24 protein-coding genes and 1 pseudogene are annotated in these 21,140 nt (G+C 66.5%); 9 read left to right on the top strand and 16 right to left on the bottom strand.

Annotated features, from left to right (window positions below; translation table 11 throughout):
- Nucleotides 1–44: 44 nt before the first annotated feature.
- From MFF07_RS07475 to MFF07_RS07460, 4 genes are all read right to left on the bottom strand, one after another.
- Nucleotides 45–368 (bottom strand): DUF2934 domain-containing protein, encoded by a 324-nt coding sequence (locus MFF07_RS07475; RefSeq protein ID WP_238231372.1) that lies wholly within the window; start codon nt 366–368, stop codon nt 45–47.
- A 134-nt stretch (nt 369–502) separates the two neighbouring features.
- On the bottom strand, nt 503–766 hold the full coding sequence (locus tag MFF07_RS07470; protein WP_238231370.1) for a hypothetical protein: 264 nt from the start codon (nt 764–766) through the stop codon (nt 503–505).
- Nucleotides 767–949: 183 nt separating this feature from the next.
- Nucleotides 950–1,369, bottom strand: a complete 420-nt coding sequence (locus MFF07_RS07465; RefSeq protein WP_238231367.1) for a hypothetical protein — start codon at nt 1,367–1,369, stop codon at nt 950–952.
- The gene (locus MFF07_RS07460; RefSeq protein ID WP_238231365.1) at nt 1,366–1,671 is read right to left on the bottom strand and encodes a hypothetical protein; all 306 of its coding nucleotides are present in this window, start codon (nt 1,669–1,671) and stop codon (nt 1,366–1,368) included. The genes MFF07_RS07465 and MFF07_RS07460 overlap by 4 nt, the downstream gene beginning before the upstream one ends.
- Before the next feature lie 213 nt (nt 1,672–1,884).
- Between MFF07_RS07460 and MFF07_RS07455 the strand changes: the two genes are divergently transcribed.
- Together MFF07_RS07455 and hisS are read left to right on the top strand one after the other, a co-directional pair.
- On the top strand, nt 1,885–2,037 hold the full coding sequence (locus MFF07_RS07455) for a hypothetical protein (protein ID WP_238231364.1): 153 nt from the start codon (nt 1,885–1,887) through the stop codon (nt 2,035–2,037).
- 102 nt (nt 2,038–2,139) lie between these two features.
- Nucleotides 2,140–3,648, top strand: a complete 1,509-nt coding sequence (gene hisS / locus MFF07_RS07450; protein WP_238231363.1) for a histidine--tRNA ligase — start codon at nt 2,140–2,142, stop codon at nt 3,646–3,648.
- A 173-nt stretch (nt 3,649–3,821) separates the two neighbouring features.
- Here hisS and MFF07_RS07445 read toward each other — a convergent pair whose 3' ends face one another.
- Nucleotides 3,822–5,369, bottom strand: coding sequence for an alginate export family protein (locus MFF07_RS07445; protein ID WP_373322271.1), 1,548 nt, complete (start codon nt 5,367–5,369; stop codon nt 3,822–3,824).
- Between the two features lie 584 nt (nt 5,370–5,953).
- On the opposite strand from MFF07_RS07445, the gene MFF07_RS07440 reads away from it, so the two are divergent.
- A complete protein-coding gene (locus tag MFF07_RS07440) occupies nt 5,954–6,325 on the top strand; it encodes a hypothetical protein (RefSeq protein ID WP_238231359.1) in 372 nt (123 codons plus the stop codon).
- Between the two features lie 145 nt (nt 6,326–6,470).
- Here MFF07_RS07440 and thpR read toward each other — a convergent pair whose 3' ends face one another.
- Together thpR and MFF07_RS07430 are read right to left on the bottom strand one after the other, a co-directional pair.
- Nucleotides 6,471–7,022, bottom strand: coding sequence for an RNA 2',3'-cyclic phosphodiesterase (gene thpR / locus MFF07_RS07435; RefSeq protein WP_238231357.1), 552 nt, complete (start codon nt 7,020–7,022; stop codon nt 6,471–6,473).
- The gene (locus MFF07_RS07430; protein WP_373322269.1) at nt 7,023–7,706 is read right to left on the bottom strand and encodes an arylesterase; all 684 of its coding nucleotides are present in this window, start codon (nt 7,704–7,706) and stop codon (nt 7,023–7,025) included.
- 126 nt (nt 7,707–7,832) lie between these two features.
- On the opposite strand from MFF07_RS07430, the gene MFF07_RS07425 reads away from it, so the two are divergent.
- The 5 genes from MFF07_RS07425 to MFF07_RS07405 all read left to right on the top strand — a co-directional run bounded on the left by MFF07_RS07425 (nt 7,833) and on the right by MFF07_RS07405 (nt 14,124).
- Complete coding sequence (locus MFF07_RS07425; protein WP_147818680.1) at nt 7,833–8,516, top strand: ABC transporter ATP-binding protein; 684 nt, start codon at nt 7,833–7,835, stop codon at nt 8,514–8,516.
- 40 nt (nt 8,517–8,556) lie between these two features.
- Nucleotides 8,557–11,145 carry an ABC transporter permease gene (locus MFF07_RS07420; protein ID WP_238231508.1) on the top strand — a complete coding sequence of 863 codons (2,589 nt, stop codon included), beginning with the start codon at nt 8,557–8,559 and terminating at the stop codon, nt 11,143–11,145.
- A 417-nt stretch (nt 11,146–11,562) separates the two neighbouring features.
- Nucleotides 11,563–12,330 (top strand): Bax inhibitor-1/YccA family protein, encoded by a 768-nt coding sequence (locus MFF07_RS07415; protein ID WP_238231355.1) that lies wholly within the window; start codon nt 11,563–11,565, stop codon nt 12,328–12,330.
- 88 nt (nt 12,331–12,418) lie between these two features.
- Nucleotides 12,419–13,696, top strand: a complete 1,278-nt coding sequence (ampC, locus tag MFF07_RS07410; RefSeq protein ID WP_238231353.1) for a class C beta-lactamase — start codon at nt 12,419–12,421, stop codon at nt 13,694–13,696.
- A 176-nt stretch (nt 13,697–13,872) separates the two neighbouring features.
- Nucleotides 13,873–14,124 (top strand): DUF6894 family protein, encoded by a 252-nt coding sequence (locus tag MFF07_RS07405; RefSeq protein ID WP_147817878.1) that lies wholly within the window; start codon nt 13,873–13,875, stop codon nt 14,122–14,124.
- Between the two features lie 110 nt (nt 14,125–14,234).
- On the opposite strand, the gene MFF07_RS07400 is transcribed toward MFF07_RS07405, so the two are convergent.
- Entirely contained in the window at nt 14,235–14,594 is a 360-nt protein-coding gene (locus MFF07_RS07400) for a hypothetical protein (protein ID WP_238231351.1), read from the bottom strand.
- Between the two features lie 219 nt (nt 14,595–14,813).
- Between MFF07_RS07400 and MFF07_RS07395 the strand changes: the two genes are divergently transcribed.
- Nucleotides 14,814–15,122, top strand: a complete 309-nt coding sequence (locus tag MFF07_RS07395; RefSeq protein WP_238231349.1) for a hypothetical protein — start codon at nt 14,814–14,816, stop codon at nt 15,120–15,122.
- A gap of 10 nt (nt 15,123–15,132) precedes the next feature.
- Here MFF07_RS07395 and obgE read toward each other — a convergent pair whose 3' ends face one another.
- From obgE to MFF07_RS07355, 8 genes and pseudogenes are all read right to left on the bottom strand, one after another.
- Entirely contained in the window at nt 15,133–16,167 is a 1,035-nt protein-coding gene (gene obgE / locus MFF07_RS07390) for a GTPase ObgE (RefSeq protein WP_238231347.1), read from the bottom strand.
- A 132-nt stretch (nt 16,168–16,299) separates the two neighbouring features.
- Nucleotides 16,300–16,812, bottom strand: coding sequence for a hypothetical protein (locus MFF07_RS07385; RefSeq protein WP_238231345.1), 513 nt, complete (start codon nt 16,810–16,812; stop codon nt 16,300–16,302).
- A 4-nt stretch (nt 16,813–16,816) separates the two neighbouring features.
- Nucleotides 16,817–17,398, bottom strand: coding sequence for a GNAT family N-acetyltransferase (locus MFF07_RS07380; RefSeq protein ID WP_147817883.1), 582 nt, complete (start codon nt 17,396–17,398; stop codon nt 16,817–16,819).
- Nucleotides 17,399–17,571: 173 nt separating this feature from the next.
- Nucleotides 17,572–17,838 (bottom strand): 50S ribosomal protein L27, encoded by a 267-nt coding sequence (rpmA, locus tag MFF07_RS07375; protein ID WP_147817884.1) that lies wholly within the window; start codon nt 17,836–17,838, stop codon nt 17,572–17,574.
- A 141-nt stretch (nt 17,839–17,979) separates the two neighbouring features.
- A pseudogene (gene rplU, locus MFF07_RS07370) lies at nt 17,980–18,282 on the bottom strand (50S ribosomal protein L21); the annotation flags it as partial.
- A 249-nt stretch (nt 18,283–18,531) separates the two neighbouring features.
- Nucleotides 18,532–19,056, bottom strand: coding sequence for a TadE/TadG family type IV pilus assembly protein (locus MFF07_RS07365; protein WP_147817886.1), 525 nt, complete (start codon nt 19,054–19,056; stop codon nt 18,532–18,534).
- A gap of 259 nt (nt 19,057–19,315) precedes the next feature.
- Complete coding sequence (locus tag MFF07_RS07360; RefSeq protein ID WP_238231342.1) at nt 19,316–19,927, bottom strand: TadE/TadG family type IV pilus assembly protein; 612 nt, start codon at nt 19,925–19,927, stop codon at nt 19,316–19,318.
- Nucleotides 19,906–21,129, bottom strand: coding sequence for a TadE/TadG family type IV pilus assembly protein (locus MFF07_RS07355; RefSeq protein ID WP_238231341.1), 1,224 nt, complete (start codon nt 21,127–21,129; stop codon nt 19,906–19,908). Before MFF07_RS07355 ends, MFF07_RS07360 begins: the two co-directional genes overlap by 22 nt.
- Nucleotides 21,130–21,140: the final 11 nt, after the last annotated feature.

Here is a 21,140-nt window from a genome sequence, read left to right as displayed (position 1 = left end):
CGCCCGGGTTACGGGCGGCGGGCCTCGAAGGGCGGTGGTCCGCGTCAGTGAAGCGAGAGGCCGACCTCGGCGGCAGGCGGGGACTTCTTCGGCTTGGCGGGCGCCTTGGCAGCGACGGCCTTCGGAGCCTTGGGGGCAGCGGCCTTCGCTGCAGCCTTGGCCGGCTTCGGCGCGGCAACCTTGGCCGGAGCCTTGGCGCGGGCGGCCGGCGCGGCCTTGCCCACGCTCACCTCGGCGACGGGGACGGCTTCGGCGGCGAACTCGGCCTCGGCCTGGAACCAGTGGGCGTCCGCCCGGCCGACGACGCGGCCTTCGCCTTCCCAGATGTAGTAGGCGCGCTCACGCACCCGGTGCTCGATCACGTCCATGAAGCTCTCCTGTGGTCCGTCCAAGTCGGACGATGGAAGGCCATGGTTAAGAGGGCGTTAACGGGCGTGCGCCGCAACATGCGCGGGATCGGTACAACCGCTGCGCGTCACATCCGGGACACGCTACCCATCGCTCATTGCGGTCCCGACAGCCGGCGCCGGTTCGCACGGACCTTGCTGCGGTAGCCGGAGACGATGCTCTGGGTCGTGCCGCCGGTCGCCATCAGCATCGCGGTCTCACCGGCCGCGAGCACCTTCTCGCTGACCATGCGCTGCATCTCGGCCTGGGCGCCCGCACCACCTGCCGCGAGCTTCGCCATCCGCAGACCGATCACGGCCTGCGATTCGAGGGCGAGCATCGCGGTGTCCATGCCGAGCGTCCACCACGGTCCGAACATGCGAAGGGCTCCTGCGATCGAGGCTGGTTAGAGCGCTTTCCGACCAAGTGGTTGCCGGTTGGTCGAAAGAAAGCGCGTCACAATGAAGGCTTAGAGACGCCGGCCCGATGCAATCGGGTCGGGTACGGCTCTAAAGTCCCGCTTGGCCCGATACGTTCCGCCGTGCGCCTCAATCCGTGCGCCTCAATCGAAGTCGAAGTTGCGGCCCTTGGCGGCCGAACCGCCGAGGCTGATCTTCTTGGCCGGGGGTTTCGCCTGCGCCCCGCCGAGGCTGATCTTCTTCGGCGGCGGCGGCGCTTTCGGGTCCACGGCCACGGGGGCGGGCTTCAACGAGGCCTGGCCGTGGATGACCGAGCCGATCTCGCCCATCGCGCGGATCAGGTCGTCGCGCTCGCAAGAGCGGGCCACCTTGAGGCCGAGCTGGTGCATGTGGCTCTTGCTGTAGAGATAACCCGCGAGCCGGGCGCGCAGCAGCGGCTGAATCTCTTCCAGGATATAGGGCAGGTCGTAATCGTCGGCCCGGTAGACTTGGCCCAGCAGCTCCAGGGAGACGGGGCAATCCACGTCGGGTTCCGCGCCGGTGGTCGGATGGGACTGCGTCATGGGTCACCTGCTGTGGCGGGGGCGGAAGGCGGGTCGGCGATCGATCCGGCGGTGGCGCCGTCGCGGTCTCCCGGAGGAGCGGACGGAAGCGGCTTCAGGCATCCGGTGCAGACCGACGCGATGGCGATGCGTGCGCGACGGTCGCTACGCGCCCAAACCGCCTCCCGCAAGGCCCGCGCCCGCGCCGCGACCGCCGCGTCGTCGTCGCTCGGGCGGATCCGCAGGAACAGCGGTTCCTCGGCGAAGGCCGGCGGCGCGACCAAGGACGAGCCGGCGAGAACCAGGAAAAGCAGACTGCGCACGCGACGCCCTCGCGGCTGTCTCCGGAGGTAGGGAGGTTCGGTCGTCATGGTTAACCGTGGCTTACACCGGCCTGCCTCGATCCCGACCGCTGGTCGCGATCGACGCTTTCGGCAGATGGCCGCCGCCGCGCAGTCGCGTACGCAAAGGGCCAGCCGAAGGGCGATGAGCAGGGCTCGTCGCCCTTCGGAATCGCTCTCCCGACGTGGGTAGCGGTGACGCAGCGACCGAACGTCGGCTCGACGACACAGCTGCGGATGGCGTTCATGGTGGGCATGGACATCCTGCTCCTCGGCCTCGCGCCCCTGTCCCTCATGGCAGCCGCCCTCGCCTATTCCGGCCTGATGATCATCGCCATGCGGCGATGATGGGGCCGGCGCTGGTCCGACTCCGCCTTCGCTTGCCGCCGGACCGGCCCCTGCGATAGAGCCGGGGTCCAGCCTCCGGCCTCCAGAACGATCGACATCCACATGACGGGCGACAAACCCAAGGCGCGGCTGCCGCGCGGCTTTCTCGACCGCAGCGAAACCGAGATCGTCGCCCAGCACCGCATGTTGGAGACGATCAAGCAGGCCTTCGAACTCTACGGGTTCGAAGGACTCGAAACGCCGTTCGTCGAGTACACCGAGGCGCTCGGCAAGTTCCTGCCCGATCTCGACCGGCCGAACGAGGGCGTGTTCTCGTTCCAGGACGACGACGAGCAGTGGCTCAGCCTGCGCTACGACCTGACCGCGCCGCTCGCCCGCCACGTCGCCGAACATTTCGACGCGATCCCGAAGCCGTATCGCAGCTACCGGGCGGGCTACGTCTTCCGCAACGAGAAGCCGGGTCCGGGCCGCTTCCGCCAGTTCATGCAATTCGACGCCGACATCGTCGGCGCGGCCTCGGTCGCGGCGGATGCCGAGGTCTGCATGCTGATGGCCGACACGCTCGACCGGCTCGGCCTGGCCGGCCAATACGTGGTCAAGGTCAACAACCGGAAGGTGCTCGACGGCGTCATGGAGGCCTGCGGGCTCGCCGGCGCGGACAAGGCCGGCCAGCGGCTCACCGTGTTGCGCGCCATCGACAAGCTCGACCGGCTCGGCGCCGACGGCGTGCGCCTGCTGCTCGGCTCCGGCCGCAAGGACGAGAGCGGCGACTTCACCAAGGGCGCGGGCCTCGGCGCCGACGCGATCGAGCGCATCCTCGCCTACGTCTCGTTCGAGGCCGCGCCGCACGAGGGCGGCGACCGCATGACCTTCTGGGAAAAGCTGTTCGGCACCTGGCAGGATGTCGTCGGCGACTCCGAAACCGGCCGCGAGGGCATCGCCGAACTGCACACGATCATGCGGCTCTGCACGGCGGCGGGCTACGGGCAGGACCGCGTCCGCGCCGACCCCTCCGTCGTCCGCGGTCTCGAATACTATACCGGCCCGGTCTACGAGGCCGAGTTGACCTTCCCGGTCCAGAACGAGGACGGCCAGACCGTGCGCTTCGGCTCGGTCGCGGGCGGCGGCCGCTACGACGGGCTGGTCGGCCGCTTCCGCTCGGAGCCGGTGCCGGCCACGGGCTTCTCCATCGGTGTCTCCCGGTTGTTCTCGGCGCTGCAACTCGTGAAGAGCCCGCTGCTCGAAGGCACCGCGAAGCCCGGTCCCGTCGTGGTGCTCGTGCTCGATCGCGAAAACATCGCCGAATATCAGGCCCACGTTGCGGCACTCCGCAACGCCGGCATCCGGGCCGAGCTCTATCTCGGTGCGTCGGGCATGAAGGCGCAGATGAAATACGCCGACCGCCGCCGCTCGCCGATCGCCCTGATCCAGGGCTCGAACGAGCGCGAGGCCGGCGAGATCCAGATCAAGGATCTGATCGCGGGCGCCAAGGCCGCCGAGAGCATCGCCAGCAACGCCGAGTGGAAGGCCGCCCGGCCGGCCCAGGTCTCGGTGCCTGTCGCCGAGATGGTCGAGCGGGTCCGCGAGATCCTGGCCAGCCATTTCGGCTGAGCCGGCGGGCCGCGTCCTTCCACGTCATTCCGGGGCCGCGAAGCGGGACCCGGAACCCAAAACTTGCCTCGACGGCTTGCTCCAACGGTGCATCCCGGGTGGATCCCGGGTTCTCGCCTGCGCGGCGAGCCCCGGGATGACGGCAGGTGGTCGCTGAATACCTTCGCGTCCGCTTAGAAGAAGAACGTCGTCGTCAGATACCCGTAGATCGTATCGCCGGTGTTCGGCGCGTTGGGGGCGTTCCGCAAAAAGTCGCCCTTGATGAGGTAGGCTGCGCCGGTATCGATCACGATCGAGCGCGGCACGACCCAGTAGCGCAGGCGCGCCTCGATCTGCTGGCCTGCGAAGCTTCCCGACTGGCCGGTGCGGTCACGGATGCCGGTTGCGGCGAAGCTGTCGGTCGGGTCCTCCAGCCAGAGACCGCGATAGGCGACGAAGGCGTCCCAGACCGGGTCCGGCGCGATCTCGAAGCGGATGCCCGGCGAGATCAGGTTGGCACGCTGCACCGGGCCGTAGAGGCTGGTCGGCCCGTAATCGAAGCGCCGTGCGCCGAACAGCGTATCGAACCGGTTGTTGCTGTTCGGATTGCTGCCGTCACCGCTGGCGTGGTCGTAAACGGCCGAGATCCGCGGTACCCACGGCGCGTCGAAGGTGTAGCCGGCCTCGGCATGAACGAAGTAGGCCTTGACCGGCACGTCGGTGACGTCCGTGATCGCCGCCGTGTTGCGGGCGACGCCGGTCTGGAAGATCGCTTCGAGCTCATGGTCGAACTGGCCGGCCTTTGGGGCGCGATAGAGCCGGAAGCCCGGCGTGAACAGGCGCCGGTCCCGCGTCTGGATGCCTTCGAGCTGGCTGCCCTCGTCGCGCTCGATGAAGCCGTAGCCGTAGGCCTCCAGGATTCCGCCGAGCACGTTCGCCTTCGTAAAGATGCCGCCGAACAACTGCGCATCGAAGCCTTCGTGGTCGAACGCGACGCTGTTGCTCAGGATGCCGGCGCGGTCGCTGGGCTCGCGGAAATGCGGCAGGGTGTAGAACAGGCGAAGCTGGTCCTTGTCCGCATTCTGCCAGTCGTAGGCGACGCCGGTGAAGCTGTTGATGGTGTTGCGGAACTGGTTGCGGGCGATCAGGCGGCGCGATCCGATGTTCTGCGTGAAGCGGCCGACCTGCAACGTGCTCGTCGTGCCCGCGCCCACGGCGTCTTCGAGGTCGAAGCCGAGATAGGCCTGACCCAATTCCAGCGCATTCACCTCGGTGGTGGCGATGGAGTTCGAATTGCGGCGCTGGAAGTAGGCGCGGCTATCGAAGATTTCGCCGCCGATACGGACCGGGCCGGTGTCGTACTCGGCGAACAGGGTCGCCTGCATCGTGAACACGTCGTTGGTGCCGGGCACGGGCGAGGGCCGAAACTGTCCCCCGAGGCCTTCGAACCGCGGCCGGAGCGAGCCGTTGATCTTCCAGCCGTCGGGTTTGCCGAGGGCCTCGTAGAGCGCGAAGAACGGCCGGAGCTGCAGGGCCTGACCCGGAGCGGCCGGAACCGCCGCCGGCTTGGCGGACGCGGCCTTGGCGGACGCGGCCTTGACCGATTTTGCCTTGGCTCGCGGTGCCGCGCCGGCTGCCGCGGGGGTCGTTACCGGCGCGTCTTGAGTGGACACGGCTTGGGCCGACACGGCGGATGGAACGAGCGCTCCGAAGAGAGCCGCAAACAAGGTGAGACGGGTCACAGATAGACTCCACACACGGACGCCGCGAAGCGACTCCGTATCGATGCTGTTTTCGGCGCCGATGATACGATCGCGTGGAGCTCGGCGAGCCGAAACGAACGCAACGCTCCCTCGACCGGCCACACGACGTACTCATACATCCTCAACGCATGAAGACGCATGAGCGATCTGCGCACAAAATCGGTATTAATCGGGATCTTGTAGGCAAATCAAGAGGACTTGATCCGTAAACAAGTGGAAAGACAATTATTCTTTACTTGACGTGCAAAAGCAGAATTTGATTCTTGCGGAGACAGTCACAAAAATACTTCACCTGCTTGAGTGGAGATTGCACAGCCGCAATCGGAACCGCAGGGTCGATCGGGAAACGGCCGGACGGCGGCGGATGATTTTTCGGCTCCGACGTGTCGATGCAACGTGGCTATCAAAGGTTTGACGTTGCCGGAGCGGCCTTCATCCGCCGTACTTTTCAAGCGCCAGACCGTGTTGTATTTCGGCGACACCTGTAGTCGCTACGGGCGCAGCCGGTAACTTTGCGTTCACCATGCCGTGGCAGGGTCGCGCGCTCTGGCACGGAGTCGACGATGCACGCTGCACGATGGAGGGCCGCCGGCCGCGCCCTGCTGCCGTTCACGCTCGGCGTGTCGCTCGGCTTCAGCGCCAGCGTGCTGGCTGCCGATTTCCCCGACTTCGTCGACGAACCGCTGGCCGCCCCCGGCCCCCGGTACTTCCCGCGCGGCGAAGGCGAGGCCGATGCCGCTGTCCTGGTGCCGCGACCGGCCCGGCGGCGCCTCGCCGGCTGCGCACCCTGGCGTGTCCCGGTGCCGACCGATGCGCCGGACGATCCGAGCTATGTCGGTTCGGAATACGGCCTCGGCAAACCGAGCTATTACGGCTTCCGTCCCGGCCTCGGCCGCAACGACCCTTTCGGCCGCCCGCTACGCTACTGCCCCTGAGCTTCGGGCAAGCGCCGCTGAAAAGCGATGAACGCAGGCGATCGAGAGCCGTATCCGATCCGATTGCATCGGCTCGGCGTCTGTAAGGCTGTGTTTTGCCGCGATTTCTTTCGACCAACCGGTATCCGCTTGGTCGGAAAGCGCTCTAGGCTTCGCCGAGAACGAACGGATACGCCGTCTCCACGACGTACGGGCCGCCGCCCCGCGAGGCCCGCGCCGAAAACAGCGCCGCCCGCCTGGCCGTGAAGCTCACGCGCGAAAAGATGCCGGTCTGCGTGAGGTAGTGGGCGACGGCCTCCGCCCCCGTGCTGCGGTTGAGCCGGGCCAGCGTCACGTGCGGCGTGAACTTTCGCGGTTCGGGGTCGAGGCCGGCATGGCGGGCGATGCGCTCGTGCTCGGCCTGCAGGTCGGCGAGTTCGGTGTTGGTGGCGACGGACGCGTAAACGGCGCGCGGCTTGGTCCCGCCGAAGATCGCGAGGCCGTCGAGTTCGATCGCGATCGGCGCGCGGGGACGCGCCTCTTCCAAGAGGGCATGCACCGCGTTCGCCGTGTCGATGTCGACGTCGCCGAGAAAGCGCAGGGTGATGTGCAGGTCGTCTTCGTCGACCCAGCGCGCACCGGGCAGCCCGCCGCAGAACGCACTCAACCGATCGACGACGTCTGCAGGAATCTCCAGCCCCGTGAACAGCCGCGGCACTCAGTGTGCGCCCGGCTGGAGGCGCGCCAAGAAGCTCTCCACCGATGGCAGGATGCTCTCGACGATCCGCGCGACGCCCTTCGCGTTCGGATGCAGCCTGTCCGGCAAGGCCAGGGCGGCATCGCCCGCGACGCCGTTCAGGAAGAACGGGTAGAGCACCAGGCCGTAGCGGCCGGCGAGATCGGGATAGATCGCGTCGAAGGTCTGCACGTAGTCCGGTCCGAGATTGGTCGAGGCGCGCATGCCGGCAAGCAGCACGGGGATACCGCGCTGCTTCAGCCGCGCGATGATCGTGTCGAGCGCCTTGCGGGTGACGGCCGGATCGGTGCCGCGCAGCATGTCGTTGGCGCCGAGTTCGAGGATGACGCCGTCGGTCCCGTCCGGCACCGACCAGTCGAGGCGGTCGAGGCCGCCGGTGGAGGTGTCGCCCGAGACGCCGGCGTTGGCGATGCCGACATCGTGGCCCCGGGCCTTCAACGCCTTCTCCAGCAGCACCGGGAAGGCGGATTCGGCCGGCAGCATGTAACCGGCGGTGAGGCTGTCGCCGAGGGCGACGAGCTTGAGCGGGCGGGCGGCGCGGGCGCTGCTCATCGGGTCGCCAAGCGTGACTGCGGCAAAGAGGAGTGCCAGCGCGGCCGTGCGGCGGCCAGGCCGCCACCCCACATGCGGAGCCTCGCGGGGCATGGAGGCCTCGCCCGTGTCCGCGATGCGTGACACAAGGCGCCGGACGATTCCCGAAGCAACTCCCACTGGACCCAGCCTTTCGCCGATGATGCTTTCCCCATCCGCGCACACATCGGTCGTCCCGTCGTGAGCGACAAGGCCGTCATCCTGTCCGGGATCGATCTCAGCCTCGGGCGCGGCCCCTCGCGGGTGCATGTGCTGCGCGGCATCGCGCTCGACGTGGCGAAGGGCGAGGCTGTCGGTCTCGTCGGGCCCTCGGGTTCGGGCAAGTCCACGCTGCTGATGGTGATGGCCGGGCTCGAGCGGCCGGATTCCGGACGGATCACGGTGGCCGGCACCGATCTCGGCGGCCTCGACGAGGATGCGCTGGCCCGCTTCCGGGGCCGCAACATCGGCATCGTGTTCCAGGCGTTCCACCTGGTGCCGACCATGACGGCGCTGGAGAACGTGGCGCTGCCGCTCGAACTCGCCGACGCACCCGACGCCCAGGCCCGCGCCGCCGCCGAACTCGACGCCGTCGGCCTCGGCCACCGGCTGCATCACTATCCGGCCCAGCTCTCCGGCGGCGAGCAGCAGCGCGTCGCCGTCGCCCGCGCGCTCGCGCCGAATCCGGCGATCCTCGTCGCCGACGAGCCCACCGGCAATCTCGACGAGGCGACCGGCCGCGGCATCGTCGACCTGCTGTTCACGTTGAAGCGCGAGCGCGGCGCGACCCTGGTGCTCGTGACCCACGATCCGGGCCTCGCGCGCCTCTGCGACCGGACGGTCCGCCTGCGGGCGGGCCGGGTCGAGGAGCCGGTGGCGGCGTGATGCGGCGTCCATTCCAGCGGATCGCGTGAGGGCCGACGCCATGCATGGCACCCTGCCATCGCCACAGCCCGGCCGCCCCCTGCGCGGTCCGCTCTCCGGCCTGCCCCTCACGCTGCGCCTCGCACTGCGCGAACTGCGCGGCGGCCTCTCCGGCTTCGTCGTGTTCATCAGTTGCATCGCCATCGGCGTCGCGGCGATCGCCGGCGTGACCTCGATCTCGCGCTCGCTCGGCGACGGCCTCGGCCGCGAGGGCCGGCGCATCCTCGGCGGCGACCTCACCTACAGCCTGATCAACCGCGAGGCGACGACCGCCGAGACCGCGATCCTCGAGGGCCAAGGGCGCGTCTCCGTCGTCGCGACGATGCGGGCGATGGCGGTGGCGACCGATGGCAGTGCGGCCCTCGTCGAGCTGAAGGCGGTGGATGGGGGCTATCCGGCCGTCGGCAGCCTCGCCACCGACCCGGCGGCACCCGTGGCCGATTTGCTGGCGACGCGCGACGGCGTCTTCGGCGCCGTGGCCGACCCCGTCCTGCTCACCCGCCTCGGCCTCAAGGTCGGCGATCGCATCACCGTGGCCGGCAAGCCGCTGGAGATCCGGGCCGCGCTGGTGACGGAACCCGACTCCATCTCCGCCGGCATCGGCTTCGGCCCGCGCCTGATCGTTGCGATGGAGGCGTTGCGGGCGACCGGCCTCGGCGAGCCGGGTAGCCTCAACCGCTGGAGCTACCGGCTCCAGCTTCCCGCCGCCACCGACCCGGAGCTGGAGGCTGCGAGCCACGCCATCGGCAAGGCGCTACCCGATGCCGGCTGGGAGGTGCGCTCGCGTCTCAATGCCGACCCGCGCTTCGCCAAGAGCGTCGAGCGCTTCACGCAGTTCCTGACGCTGGTCGGGCTCACCGCCCTGATCGTGGGCGGCGTCGGTGTGGCGAACGCCGTCAGCGCCTTCGTCGAGCGCAAGCGCGGCTCGATCGCGACACTAAAGAGCGTCGGCGCGCCGGGCTCGCAGGTCGTCGTGCTCTACCTGACGCAGGTGATGCTGATCGCCGCCTTCAGCATAGCGATCGGGCTGAGCATCGGCGCGGCGATGCCGTTCCTGATCGACGCGCTGTTTCGCGATTCCCTGCCGCTGCCTCTGGAGCCGACGCTCGCCCCCGGCGAACTCGCGCTGGCCGCCGCCTACGGCCTACTGACGGCGCTCGCTTTCGCGATCCTGCCGCTCGGCCGCGCTCACGACATCCCGGTCTCAGGCCTGTTTCGCGACACCGTCGACCCGTCGGCGCAGCGCACGCGGCTGCGCTACAAGGCGATCCTGGGGGCGGCCCTGCTGGCGCTGGCCGGACTGGCCCTGGCCACCGCCTTCGACCGGAAGATCGCGCTGATCTTCATGGCAGCGGCAGCGCTCGCCTTCGGGCTTCTTCGCCTCGTCGCGATCGGTCTGATGGCGGGGGCAAGGCGCTTGCCGCATCCGCGGGCGGCAGGGCCGCGGATGGCGCTTGCCAACCTGCACCGCCCCGGCGCGCTGACCCCGGCGATCATCCTGTCGCTGGGGCTTGGGGTGACGCTGCTGGTGACGCTCAGCGTCATCGACGCCAACATCACCCGCGCGCTGACCAACACCCTGCCGGGCAAGGCGCCGAACCTGTTCTTCCTCGACGTGCCCTCGCGCGACGCCGACGCGTTCACGGGGTTCCTCCAGGGCAAGGCGCCGGCGGCCAAGCTCGAGCGGGTGCCGATGCTGCGCGGGCGCATCACGGCGCTGGATGGCGTGCCGGTGGAGCAGATCAAGCCGCCGGAGGACGCAGCCTGGGTGCTCGACGGCGACCGCGGCATCACCACCGCGGACAGCCTGCCCGATGGCTCGAAACTCACCGACGGGCAGTGGTGGACCGAGGAGGAGGGCAAGACCCCGAAGCTTTCGTTCGAGGCCGACCTCGGCAAGGCGCTCGGGCTCAAGATCGGCAGCACCGTCACCGTCAACGTGCTCGGCCGGACGCTGACCACGACCATCGCGAATTTCCGCAAGGTCGAGTGGCGCTCGCTGGGCATCAACTTCGTGATGGTGTTCTCGCCCGGCACGTTTCGCGGGGCGCCGCATTCGGACCTCGCTACGCTGACGCTGCCGGGCGGCCCCGATCCGGCGCTGGAGGCAACAGTCCTGCGGGACGTGGCCAAGGCGTTCCCCTCGGTGACGAGTGTGCGGGTCAAGGACGCGCTGGAGACGATCGACCGGCTCGTCCACAAGCTCACCCTGGCGATCCGCGGGGCGAGCGTGGTGGCGGTGCTGGCGAGTCTGTTCGTCCTGGCCGGCGCCATCGCGGCCGGGCACCGGGCGCGGCTCTACGACGCCGTGGTGCTGAAGGTGCTGGGTGCAAGCCGCCGTCGGCTGATGATCGCCTACGGGATCGAGTACGGCGCGCTCGGGCTCAGTGCTGCGCTGTTCGGGCTGCTGGCCGGTACGCTCGCCGGCTGGGTCATCGTCACCAAGGTCATGCGTCTCGACTTCGGCCTCGACCTGAGCGGCGCTCTCGTCGCTGCGGCGAGCGCCGTGATCCTCTCCGTCGCGATCGGGCTCGCCGGTACCTGGCGCATCCTCGGACAGAAACCGGCGCCGTACCTGCGTCAGTTCTGAGTCTTACGTGATCGATCGCGACGGTCGATACGGACACTATCCTCCCCCTCGCATACCGTTTCCGGTCGATCGAAACGGGCCACGCATGTCCTCTCCTCCCCCTTGTGGGGAGGAGAGCGCCTTCATCGACCGAACCGATCGACCGGCAGCGGTGAGAGGTCGAGGACGGTCTTGCGAGATCGGGCGCCCCCCTCCGCGAAAACTTGGTCAGCCGTCGAGAAATCAAGTCTTAACGCTGTTGTTCGGGATGAAAACCTGGGCCGAACCGTGCTCGGATTTCGCGCGGGCAAGCTCGACGGGGCTCTTGTTTATGGCAGTGCAACGGAACATATTTCAGCATGAGGCCCTTGCGAGGGGCCACAGGTATCGCGTGCGGCCCTCCATCCCACGCTGAGAAGGCTTCCAAAGGAAACTTTCATGGCATTCGAAAACTCTCCGTTCCGCCAGGGCGCCCAGCCCCAGGGCTATGCGGCGCCGCAGGTCGAGGTCGACCAGGGCCTGCGTAGCTTCATGCTCGGCGTCTACAACAACATGGTCGTCGGCCTCGGGATCTCCGGTCTCGTGGCGCTCGCCATCAACATGGCCGCCGTCGCGAGCTACCAGGGCTCCAAGCCCCTGCTGACGCCGTTCGGCCAGTTCCTCTACACCAGCCCCTTCAAGTGGGTGCTGATGTTCGCGCCGTTGGCCTTCATCTTCGTCTTCTCCTTCCGGATGGACCGGATGTCGGCCGCCTCCGCGCGGACGATGTTCTGGGCGTTCGCGGCGGTGATGGGCGCCTCGATGTCGACCCTGATGCTCGTGTTCACGGGCGCCAGCGTCGTGCGGGTGTTCTTCATCACCTCGGCCACCTTCGCGGGCATCAGCCTTTACGGCTACACCACGAAGCGCAGCCTTTCGGGCATGGGCTCGTTCCTGATCATGGGCCTGATCGGCATCATCATCGCCTCGGTCGTGAACATCTTCCTGGCCTCTTCGGCCCTGCAGTTCGCGATCTCGGTGCTCGGCGTGCTGATCTTCGCGGGCCTCACCGCCTACGACACCCAGAAGCTGAAGGAGATGTACCTCTACAGCGGCGCGGATGCCGAAGGCGCGGCGAAAATGTCCGTCAACGGCGCATTGACGCTGTACCTGGATTTCATCAACATGTTCCAGTTCCTGCTCTCCCTGCTCGGCGACCGTCGCTGATCCCTGCGAAGCAGCCAAACATCGAAAGGCCCCGGCAGCGCTGCCGGGGCCTTTTTCGTTCGTGAGGGATCGCACGCGGCGATCCGACATGAGCCGCTACTCTTTCATCATGACACGCGCGAAAGAACGGTCGAGCCCGCGGACCATTGGAGGCGCGGTGCGCAACGCTGCCGGCCTCCCCCTCATCCTGGCAGCACGGCGTGCGCTGATCGCCGCCGCCTGCCTCCTCGGCAGCGTCAACGCGGCTTCGGCCGACGGTCCCGACGGCGATCGGATCCGGCGCATCGTCACCGACGTCATCCGTCCGCTCATGGCCGAGAACGCCATTCCGGGCATGGCGGTCGGGGTCGTGGTGGGGGGCCGCCGCCACGTGGTGAACCTCGGTGTCGCCAACAAGGAAACCGGCGGGACGGTCACCGGCGAGACGCTGTTCGAGCTTGGCTCGGTCAGCAAGACCTTCACGGCGACCCTCGCCGCCTACGCGCAGGCGACCGGCGCCCTGTCGTTCTCCGAGGCGGCCAGCAAGCATCTGCCGGCGCTCGCAGGCAGCGCCTTCGACGGTATCAGCCTGCTCGATCTCGGCACGTATACGGCCGGCGGCCTGCCCCTGCAGTTTCCCGACGCCGTGACCAGCCATGACGGGATGATCGCCTTCTACCGGGGCTGGCGACCGCGCTACGCCCCCGGCACGCACCGGCTCTACGCCAACACCAGTATCGGCCTGTTCGGCTTCATCGCCGCCGCGAGCATGCGCCGGCCCTTCGGCGAACTCCTGGAGGGCAAGCTGTTCCCGGCCCTCGGGCTAAGCAGCACTTTCGTGACGGTGCCTCCGGCTCGCATGGGAGACTACGCCTACGGCTATGCGAAGGACGACAAGCCCGTCCGGGTGGCGCCGGGCATGCTGGATTCCGAGGCCTACGGCATCAAGACGACGGCCGGCGATATGCTCCGCTTCGTCGAAGCGAACATCGATCCCTCTGGACTGGACGACATGCTCGGACGCGCGATCCGCACGACGCAAACCGGCTATTTCAAGCTCGGAGGCATGGTGCAGGGCCTCGGCTGGGAGATGTATGCCGATCCGGCCGACCTCGACACTCTGCTCGCGGGCAATGCGGCTGGGGTGATCCTCGAAGCCAACCCGGTCGTGCGGCTCGATCCGCCGCTGTCACCCAACCCCGGCATGCTGCTCGACAAGACCGGCTCGACCAATGGCTTCGGCGCCTATGTCGCCTTCGTGCCGGCCAAGCGGATCGGGCTCGTCATGCTGGCGAACCGGAACTATCCGATCCCAAACCGCGTAAAGGCCGCGCACAAAATCCTCTCGGCGCTGGACGGGCCGACAGACGCCGCCAGGGCTCCGTGAGCCCTAGACCGCTCGTCGTATAGCCGTCCGACTCTCGAGACACGACAGCGGTTCTGTCGGGAAAAATACAGGAACCGCCCGGTTGCGATCCGATTGATGCACATCGCCGGCCGGCAATCCCGAGGCGTCGGCGGCGGAGGGCGACAGGCTCTCGCCTTTTCCCAACCCTGCGCCCCATGCCTCGTTTTCACTTCAACATCTATGACGGCTACACCGCCCGCGACGACGCCGGCACCGAACTGGAGGATCACGAGGCCGCCCGCACGATGGCAATTCGCCTCGCGGGGGAGTTGATGGTGGACGAAGGCCGCAGAACCAAGCTCGGCAACGAGTGGCGCCTGGAGGTCACGGACCATACCGGGCTCGTGCTGTACCGGATCGATTTCAGTATCGCGGAATCGTCCGCGGTGGCCAAAAGATGGGTCTAGCGGACATCGTACGGCCGGCGATTTGAAAGCGGCGGCGGCGCCGGAAGCGCGACCGGACGAGCGCCGATCGCCACTTCTATCTCAGGCGTGAGCGAAAGTTCCGGTTCGCACTACGGCAGCGCGCCGGCCTTCTCCTTCACCTGGGTGATCGTGTCCTGGCAGGCCTTTTCGTCGCCGGCCTTGTCCTGGGCCTTGGCCGTGTCGAGGAGCTTGCGGGCCTCCGCTACGCCGCCGGCCGTGGACTGCGTGGTGGGATCGGAGGGCTTGCCGTCGGGAGCCTTGTCGAGCGCCTTGGGCGAGTTCGAAGACGTGGCACCGCCTGCGGGTTCCTTGCCCGTGACCTTCTCGGCACCGGCGCTGTCCAGACGCCGCTCGATCGTGCTGATGTCCTCCTTGCACGAGATGGCCAGGGCTGGCGCGGTCGTCGCGCCGAGCATGAGACAAGCCGGCAACAGGTAGGAAATCCGCATCGAACAACGCTCCAAAAGTCGGCTGCGACGGCAGCCGACGCGGCGAGGGAAGCTCTCGCGAGAGCCGGCGTTCCCCGATTGCGGCGCATGGTCGTCGCATCGAAATGACGCAGCGATCGGCGGCGTCGGTGTCGCGGCCGATTGTTGTCGAGAACAGCGCGACTATTTTCGATGGACGCCGCCGAATTGCTCGGGGGCCGATCTCATCAGGACGTGACCATGCCGCTGCAGCGACATCTCGACGGCGGCTCGCATATCCCGCCGGAGGACGGCACCTCGATCCGCTTCACCATGGCCGCAGGAGACCGGATGGTCACGGTGAACCTGCCGCTCTCCGTGATGCGCTCGGAATTCGGCGAGAGCCGGCTCGAACCGCTCGCCGATTTCGAGACGCTTCGGGAGGTGATCGAGGCGACGGCGAGCCAAGCCTACGATGCGGCCGACGAACCGGGCGACCGGATCGACCTCGCGGCTGCCAGTTTCAAGACGGAGGCTAGCCGGACCTACCTGCAGACCAAGGACGACTGAAACCCGTCCATCACGGCTCCCAGGCCGGTGCCGGCGAGGCCTCTGCCAGCTGGGCCTCGTGCGTGCCGATCGTGGCCTGGATCGCCCGCAGAGCATCCTGGACGCCCTGCCCTGACACGGAGGACAGCACCAGCGGCGTGCTCTTGCAGGCCCGCTTCAGCCGGGCTTTCTGCTCCTTCAGCGTCTCCGGATCGAGGGCGTCGCATTTGGAGAGCGCGACGAGTTCCGGCTTGTCGGCCAAGCCGTGGCCGTAGGCCTCGATCTCGCCGCGCACCATCTTGTAGGCCTTGCCGGCATGCTCGGAGGTGCCTTCGACGAGGTGCAGCAGCACGCGGCAGCGCTCGACATGGGCCAGGAACTTGTCGCCGAGGCCGACGCCCTCGTGCGCGCCCTCGATCAGGCCGGGGATGTCGGCGAGCACGAACTCGCGCTCGTCCGAGCGGACCACGCCGAGACCCGGATGCAGGGTCGTGAACGGGTAGTCGGCGATCTTGGGCTTGGCGGCGGTGACGCTGGCCAGGAACGTCGACTTGCCGGCGTTGGGCAGGCCGACGAGGCCGGCATCGGCGATGAGCTTGAGGCGCAGCCAGATCCACATCTCCGTGCCTTCGAGGCCCGGATTGGCGTGCTTCGGCGCGCGGTTGGTGGAAGTGGTGAAGTAGGCGTTGCCGAAGCCGCCGTTGCCGCCCTTGGCGAGGCGCACGCGCTGGCCGACCTGCGTGAGGTCCGCGATCAAGGTCTCGCCGTCCTCGGCGATGATCTGCGTGCCCTCGGGGACCTTGAGCACCGTATCCGCGCCCTTGGCCCCGTGGCAGTTCGAGCCCATGCCGTGCTCGCCCTTCTTGGCCTTGAAATGCTGCTGGTAGCGGTAGTCGATCAGGGTGTTGAGGCCCTGGACGCATTCGACGAAGACGTCGCCGCCGCGCCCGCCGTCGCCGCCGTTCGGGCCGCCGAACTCGATGAACTTCTCGCGCCGGAACGCGACGCAGCCGCGCCCGCCGTCTCCGGAGCGGACATAGACCTTGGCTTCGTCGAGGAATTTCACGGCTGTTCTCGTTTCATACCAATGGCCATCCGGCCCGAGCTTTCCAGTCGCTGGCCATTGGCAAGCGCGACTGCGCGTGGCCGCTCATGCGGCGGACGGCCCTCGAGGCGTCAGCATCGAGGGCCACCCACATTATGCTGTGCTGTGGCGGCACTTGCCGCCAAGGTTGCGGTACCGGACGCTGCGAAGGCCGGCCTCGAACCAGTTCGTGCCGGGCTTCGACGGGTCGTAATCGTAGACGTTGATCTGCATGGCGTCGTCGGGCGAATGGATGACGGCCGGGCTCTCGCTACCGTCATAGGACCATTCCGGGCGCGGCGCGGTGGCCCCGCCGAAATCGTCCTGCGTCCCGTCCTGCTCGCGCTGGAAGACCTGCGCGTAGACGGGCTTCGGGCCACCCTCCTCGATGGTGAAGTAAAAGCCAACCAGCGGCGTCCGGTCCGCGAAATTCGTGAACTCGCAATAAAGCGTCGGCACCGCGCCCTTCCTGGCGGCCGCCTCCAGCTTCGCGGCATCCGATAGGGCAGCCTCAGGCTTGGCGGCATCGGGAGCCGGCACGTCCCGATGCGGGCGAAGCGCGAACGCTGCAGCCGCCACCAGGGCGATGGCCGCAATCCCTACCCCGATGATGCCGAGCCGCCTCATCCGATCACCCGTCGCTCCGTGTGGCCGACCATCCGGCGCGTGTCAGCCGGAACAGGTCGACGTCGCGTTCGCCGCCGCGTGCGGGGAACGACTGCCGGGCCGAACCCTGCCGTACGAAGCCGCATTTCTCCAGCACCCGCCGCGAGGCCGCGTTGGACGTGATCGCCGCCGAGGTCAGTTCGGTCCCGCCCGCATAGGCGAAATAGGCGTTCACCAGCGTCTCTGCCGCCTCGCTCATCAGGCCCGCGCCCCAATGCGGAACGCCGAGCCAGTAGCCGAGATGCGGACCGGACGCGTCCGGATCGGCGTGGATCGAGACGATGCCGATCAGCGCGGTCGGTGCGGAGCGCAGGGCCAGCGCCATCGTCAGCGACTCGCCCTCCGCGTTTGCGCGCCGGGCCTCAATGACGAAAGAGTCGGTTCCGAGCGGCTCGATCGGATGCGGGATCCGCGCCGTCATCTCGGCGACCGCCTGCTCGCCGGCGAGCCGTACGATCGCCGCCGCGTCGCGGGCCCGCGGCCAGCGCAGCCAGAGCCGCCGGGTCTCGATGCGAAAGACGTCGTCTCGGGTCAGATCGGGGAACATCGCGTCCGCTCCTCGGGCGCCTCCGTGCGGAAGCCGCTCCCTGGAATGACGAAAGGGAGGATGGATCCCATCCTCCCCGGCGTTCCGATCTGCGCTGTCCGCGTCTCGCGTCGTGCGCCGGTCCGCCGGTTCGGTGTGGGACACCGGCGGGACGCGTTACGAGGCGTCCGCCGTTACTCTGCGGCGACCTGTACCGGTACCACCGCGACGAAGGCGCGACCGCGCTTCGTCTGGAACTCGACGCGGCCTTCGATCAGGGCGAACAGCGTGTGGTCCTTGCCCATGCCGACGTTGACGCCGGGATGCCACTTGGTGCCGCGCTGGCGCACGATGATGTTGCCCGGAATCACGGCTTCCGAGCCGAACTTCTTCACGCCGAGGCGCTGGCCGGCCGAGTCGCGGCCGTTGCGGGACGAGCCGCCTGCTTTTTTGTGAGCCATAGGGCTACTCCAGGATCTCTAAAGGGGTCTGCGAAAGGGCGATCAGGCGCTGGCGGGTGAGACGACCGCCGGAGCATCGCCCTCGGAGGAAGACGCCTTGGCCTTGCGCGGCTCGGCCTTCGTGGACTTGCCGCCGAAGCCGATCTCGGTGATCCGCACGGTGGTGAAGTGCTGGCGGTGGCCCCGCTTGCGGCGCGAGTTCTGCCGGCGGCGCTTCTTGAAGGCGATGACCTTCTTGGCACGGCCGTGATCGACGATCTCGCCGGAGACGGTGACGCCCTCGAGCAGCGGGGCGCCGACCTGGATGGCATCGCCGTCCGTGAACAGCAGGACCTCGCCGAAGTTGATGGCCGATCCGGCCTCGCCCTCGATCGTAGCGACGGTGATGACGTCGTTGGCGGCAACGCGATACTGCTTGCCGCCCGTCTTGATGACTGCGAACATCGTTGGCTCTCGTGTTCTCTGCCGGCCTCCCGCGCCGCGAAGCGCCTGGGCCGTCTTCTTGTTGAGGTCATCCGCAGCCCAAGGGCCGCGAACGCGAAACGCGCGGACTTCGTCGAGGAAGCCGCGCGCCGTGATGGGCGAATAGGGGGGAACCCGGCGGATGTCAATGAAGCGGCGCGACGCGCCGGTCCTATCCGCGACAGAAGGTAACGGCTGCGCTGGAACGGCTGGAAGGCCGACCTGGTCCCGTCAGCACACGGCGCCGATATTGCTCATCACGTCGACGGTGCGGCCAGTATAGGTCGCGCCAGTCGCGCTGATGTAGCTCATGAGCGCCTTCGGCAAGATCGATGTGTAGGTGGTCGTCAGCATCACTGCCGACCCGACGTCGTCGTCCCGCAGGATGTTCTTTGCCGAAGCGATGATTTTGGTGTCGGTCAACGTCGTGTCGGTTCCGGAGCAGGGCTTGATCGTGCCGCTCTGGTTCTGGATCATGTACAACTTAATCGCCGCGTTCGGGTAGCGCACCAGCGCGTTCGCTTGGCGCGGTGAGTAGCTGTTGATCAGCGCCGACATGCAACTCGAATTCGGGCAGGTCGCCATCGCGTGTGCGATCAGCGTCGAGGCCCGATCGGCGTCGCGCTTAGCGCTCACCATGAAGACGAGATCGAAGCCGCCGGCGAATAGTAGCAGCAGCACGGTACTCAGCAGGGCGAATTCGATGGACGCAAGGCCCGACTGCTCGGTGCGGAAGCGTCGAAAGTGCAAACGCATGCGCTGAAGTCCTAGCAGTTCGTGGCACTGTCTTCGACCCCGTCTCGACAGGACCGGAGCTTTCAATGTCTTTCGCGACACCGAACTGGTGCCGTAGCGCGTGGCTCGCCCGACGGCGCGGAGTTGCGCCCGACCGCACAGCGATCCTACCGGCGGCTAGAGCCGTATCCGATGTGATTGCATCAGGCCGGCGGCTCTAGGTTGTTGTTATGACGCGCTTTCTTTCGAGCGACCGGTATCCACTCGGTCGGAAAGCGCTCTAAGGGCGACGGAATATCACCGAATCCTTCGCCGTCAGTTGCGGGATGAACGCGACGACCTGCGGCGCCGGCATCGTCGCCCGCAAGACCAAGACGTCGCCGCTCGTACCGGGAAGGAAGTCGGATCCGGTGATTGCCGTGGTTGCCGTCGGCAGGGCGTCCAGCCGCATCATCTCGATTTTGATGCCCGTCAGCAAATTGAGGCAGTCCGTCTGGAATGGCATTTTGGCGCACACTCGAGCTCTGTATCCCGACCTATCCCCTGAGATCAGCTCGCTTTCAGGGTTCGAGGCGCTGCTATACAATGCGTCGCTAAGCGTTTGCTGGGTATAATTCAGGAAGACAAACTGTAGTACACCGAGGCAAAGGATCAGGAAAGGAAACAAGACTAGCGCAAATTCGACGGCAGACGCACCCCGTTCGTCGTGCCGGCCAGTTCGAATATTGATTTGTATATTTTTTTTAATATGCGCTAGTTTTTTATTGCTCTTATGATTAGCACCACTTTGAAAAAGGGTGTCTTTTGGCAAATGGCACTCCGAAGGAACCAGCATCACCGAATACTCCTGAACAGCAAGATTTCGTAAAATCATGGGCAGGCGTTTCTGCATATCCGGATATAGTCAATTAAACCACCGTAACTATCATCACGTCCGGCCGCCCGCCAGGAAACTCTATAATTTTGCTGCTTTGTGACAGTAAATCGATAAGACCGCTCGGTCCATACTTTAGACCAGACGCATACATCAACCATGTATTTCTGCATGTAAGACGCATTCGATGTAGCCGTTAAGCTCTGGCTGTCGGACAAGTAGCCGCTACTTTCTGGCTCGACCCACAGCTCGATTCGGCGAGTTTGATAATCCAGAGAGGTGGTACTCACCCCTGCAGCGTTCTTCGCTACATCGGAATTTCGAGTTAATCCATCTGTACCCGGAACACTTGAACAAATAACGCTATCATTATATTCGTAAACACCTGGAATATTTTTACGTGCATTATAGACATACCGAACTTCGTAAACGCCCACTTTAAGATCGTTAAAAGGCATATTGATTGACGAGTTAGTTGTTTGCCCATTTGCACTACAGGCGGTTTTTTGAGGATCGGTGACTGCACCGATCCGCTGATCTGCAGTGCAATCACTGTCTAGCTCAGCAAACTGCTGACCATATTGCACGCCGTCGCCCGTTTCAATAGCTGACAATTGGTCGATTTCGACGCCAGCATTTGTAGTACCAAATTTGCCTGGGCACGCAGAACCCACGCAGTTCGCTTTTCCGAGCGTTCCGTACAGCGCCCAGCCGTTCTTAACGGCGTAATCTTCGAATGACTCGGACATGAGCAGGGTCGGCGGGCCAGATGATGCGTTCGCCGTCACAGTGCAGTCACGTGTCACCGTGAACGTTAAGCTGTTCTTGCTGAGGAAATTCTTGAAAACGAGATCGACCGTACCGGTCGCGACGACATGAATGTTACCGGGACGGAGATTGAGCAGGGGCATTCCGAGGGCCGTCTTCGACACGGTCGGCGTCGCCGCAATTTGTGCCGTGTCGGTCAGCGCACGCTCGACTAGGTTCATGGTCCCGTAGTCCCGTACTTTCATGGAATAATCCAGCGGCATGACGGGGCCGGGCAAGCTCTCGACGTAAACCTCCGCCTGGCGGCAAGCGAGGTCGGCGGCCGAGGTCAGCCGCTGCTTGTAGTCGACCGCACGCGACACCTCGATGCCGCCACCGACGCCGACCATCAGCGCGGGCAGCATCAGCGCGAACAGCAGCGCGACGCTGCCCGACTGGTCCTTGGTGAACATGGGATGCGGTC

The sequence above is a fragment of the Methylobacterium thuringiense genome (assembly GCF_022179645.1).
GTDB classification, from domain to species: Bacteria; Pseudomonadota; Alphaproteobacteria; order Rhizobiales; family Beijerinckiaceae; genus Methylobacterium; species Methylobacterium thuringiense.
Note: the sequence above shows the minus strand (reverse complement) of the source record. Positions and strands in the feature narration are given on the sequence as shown.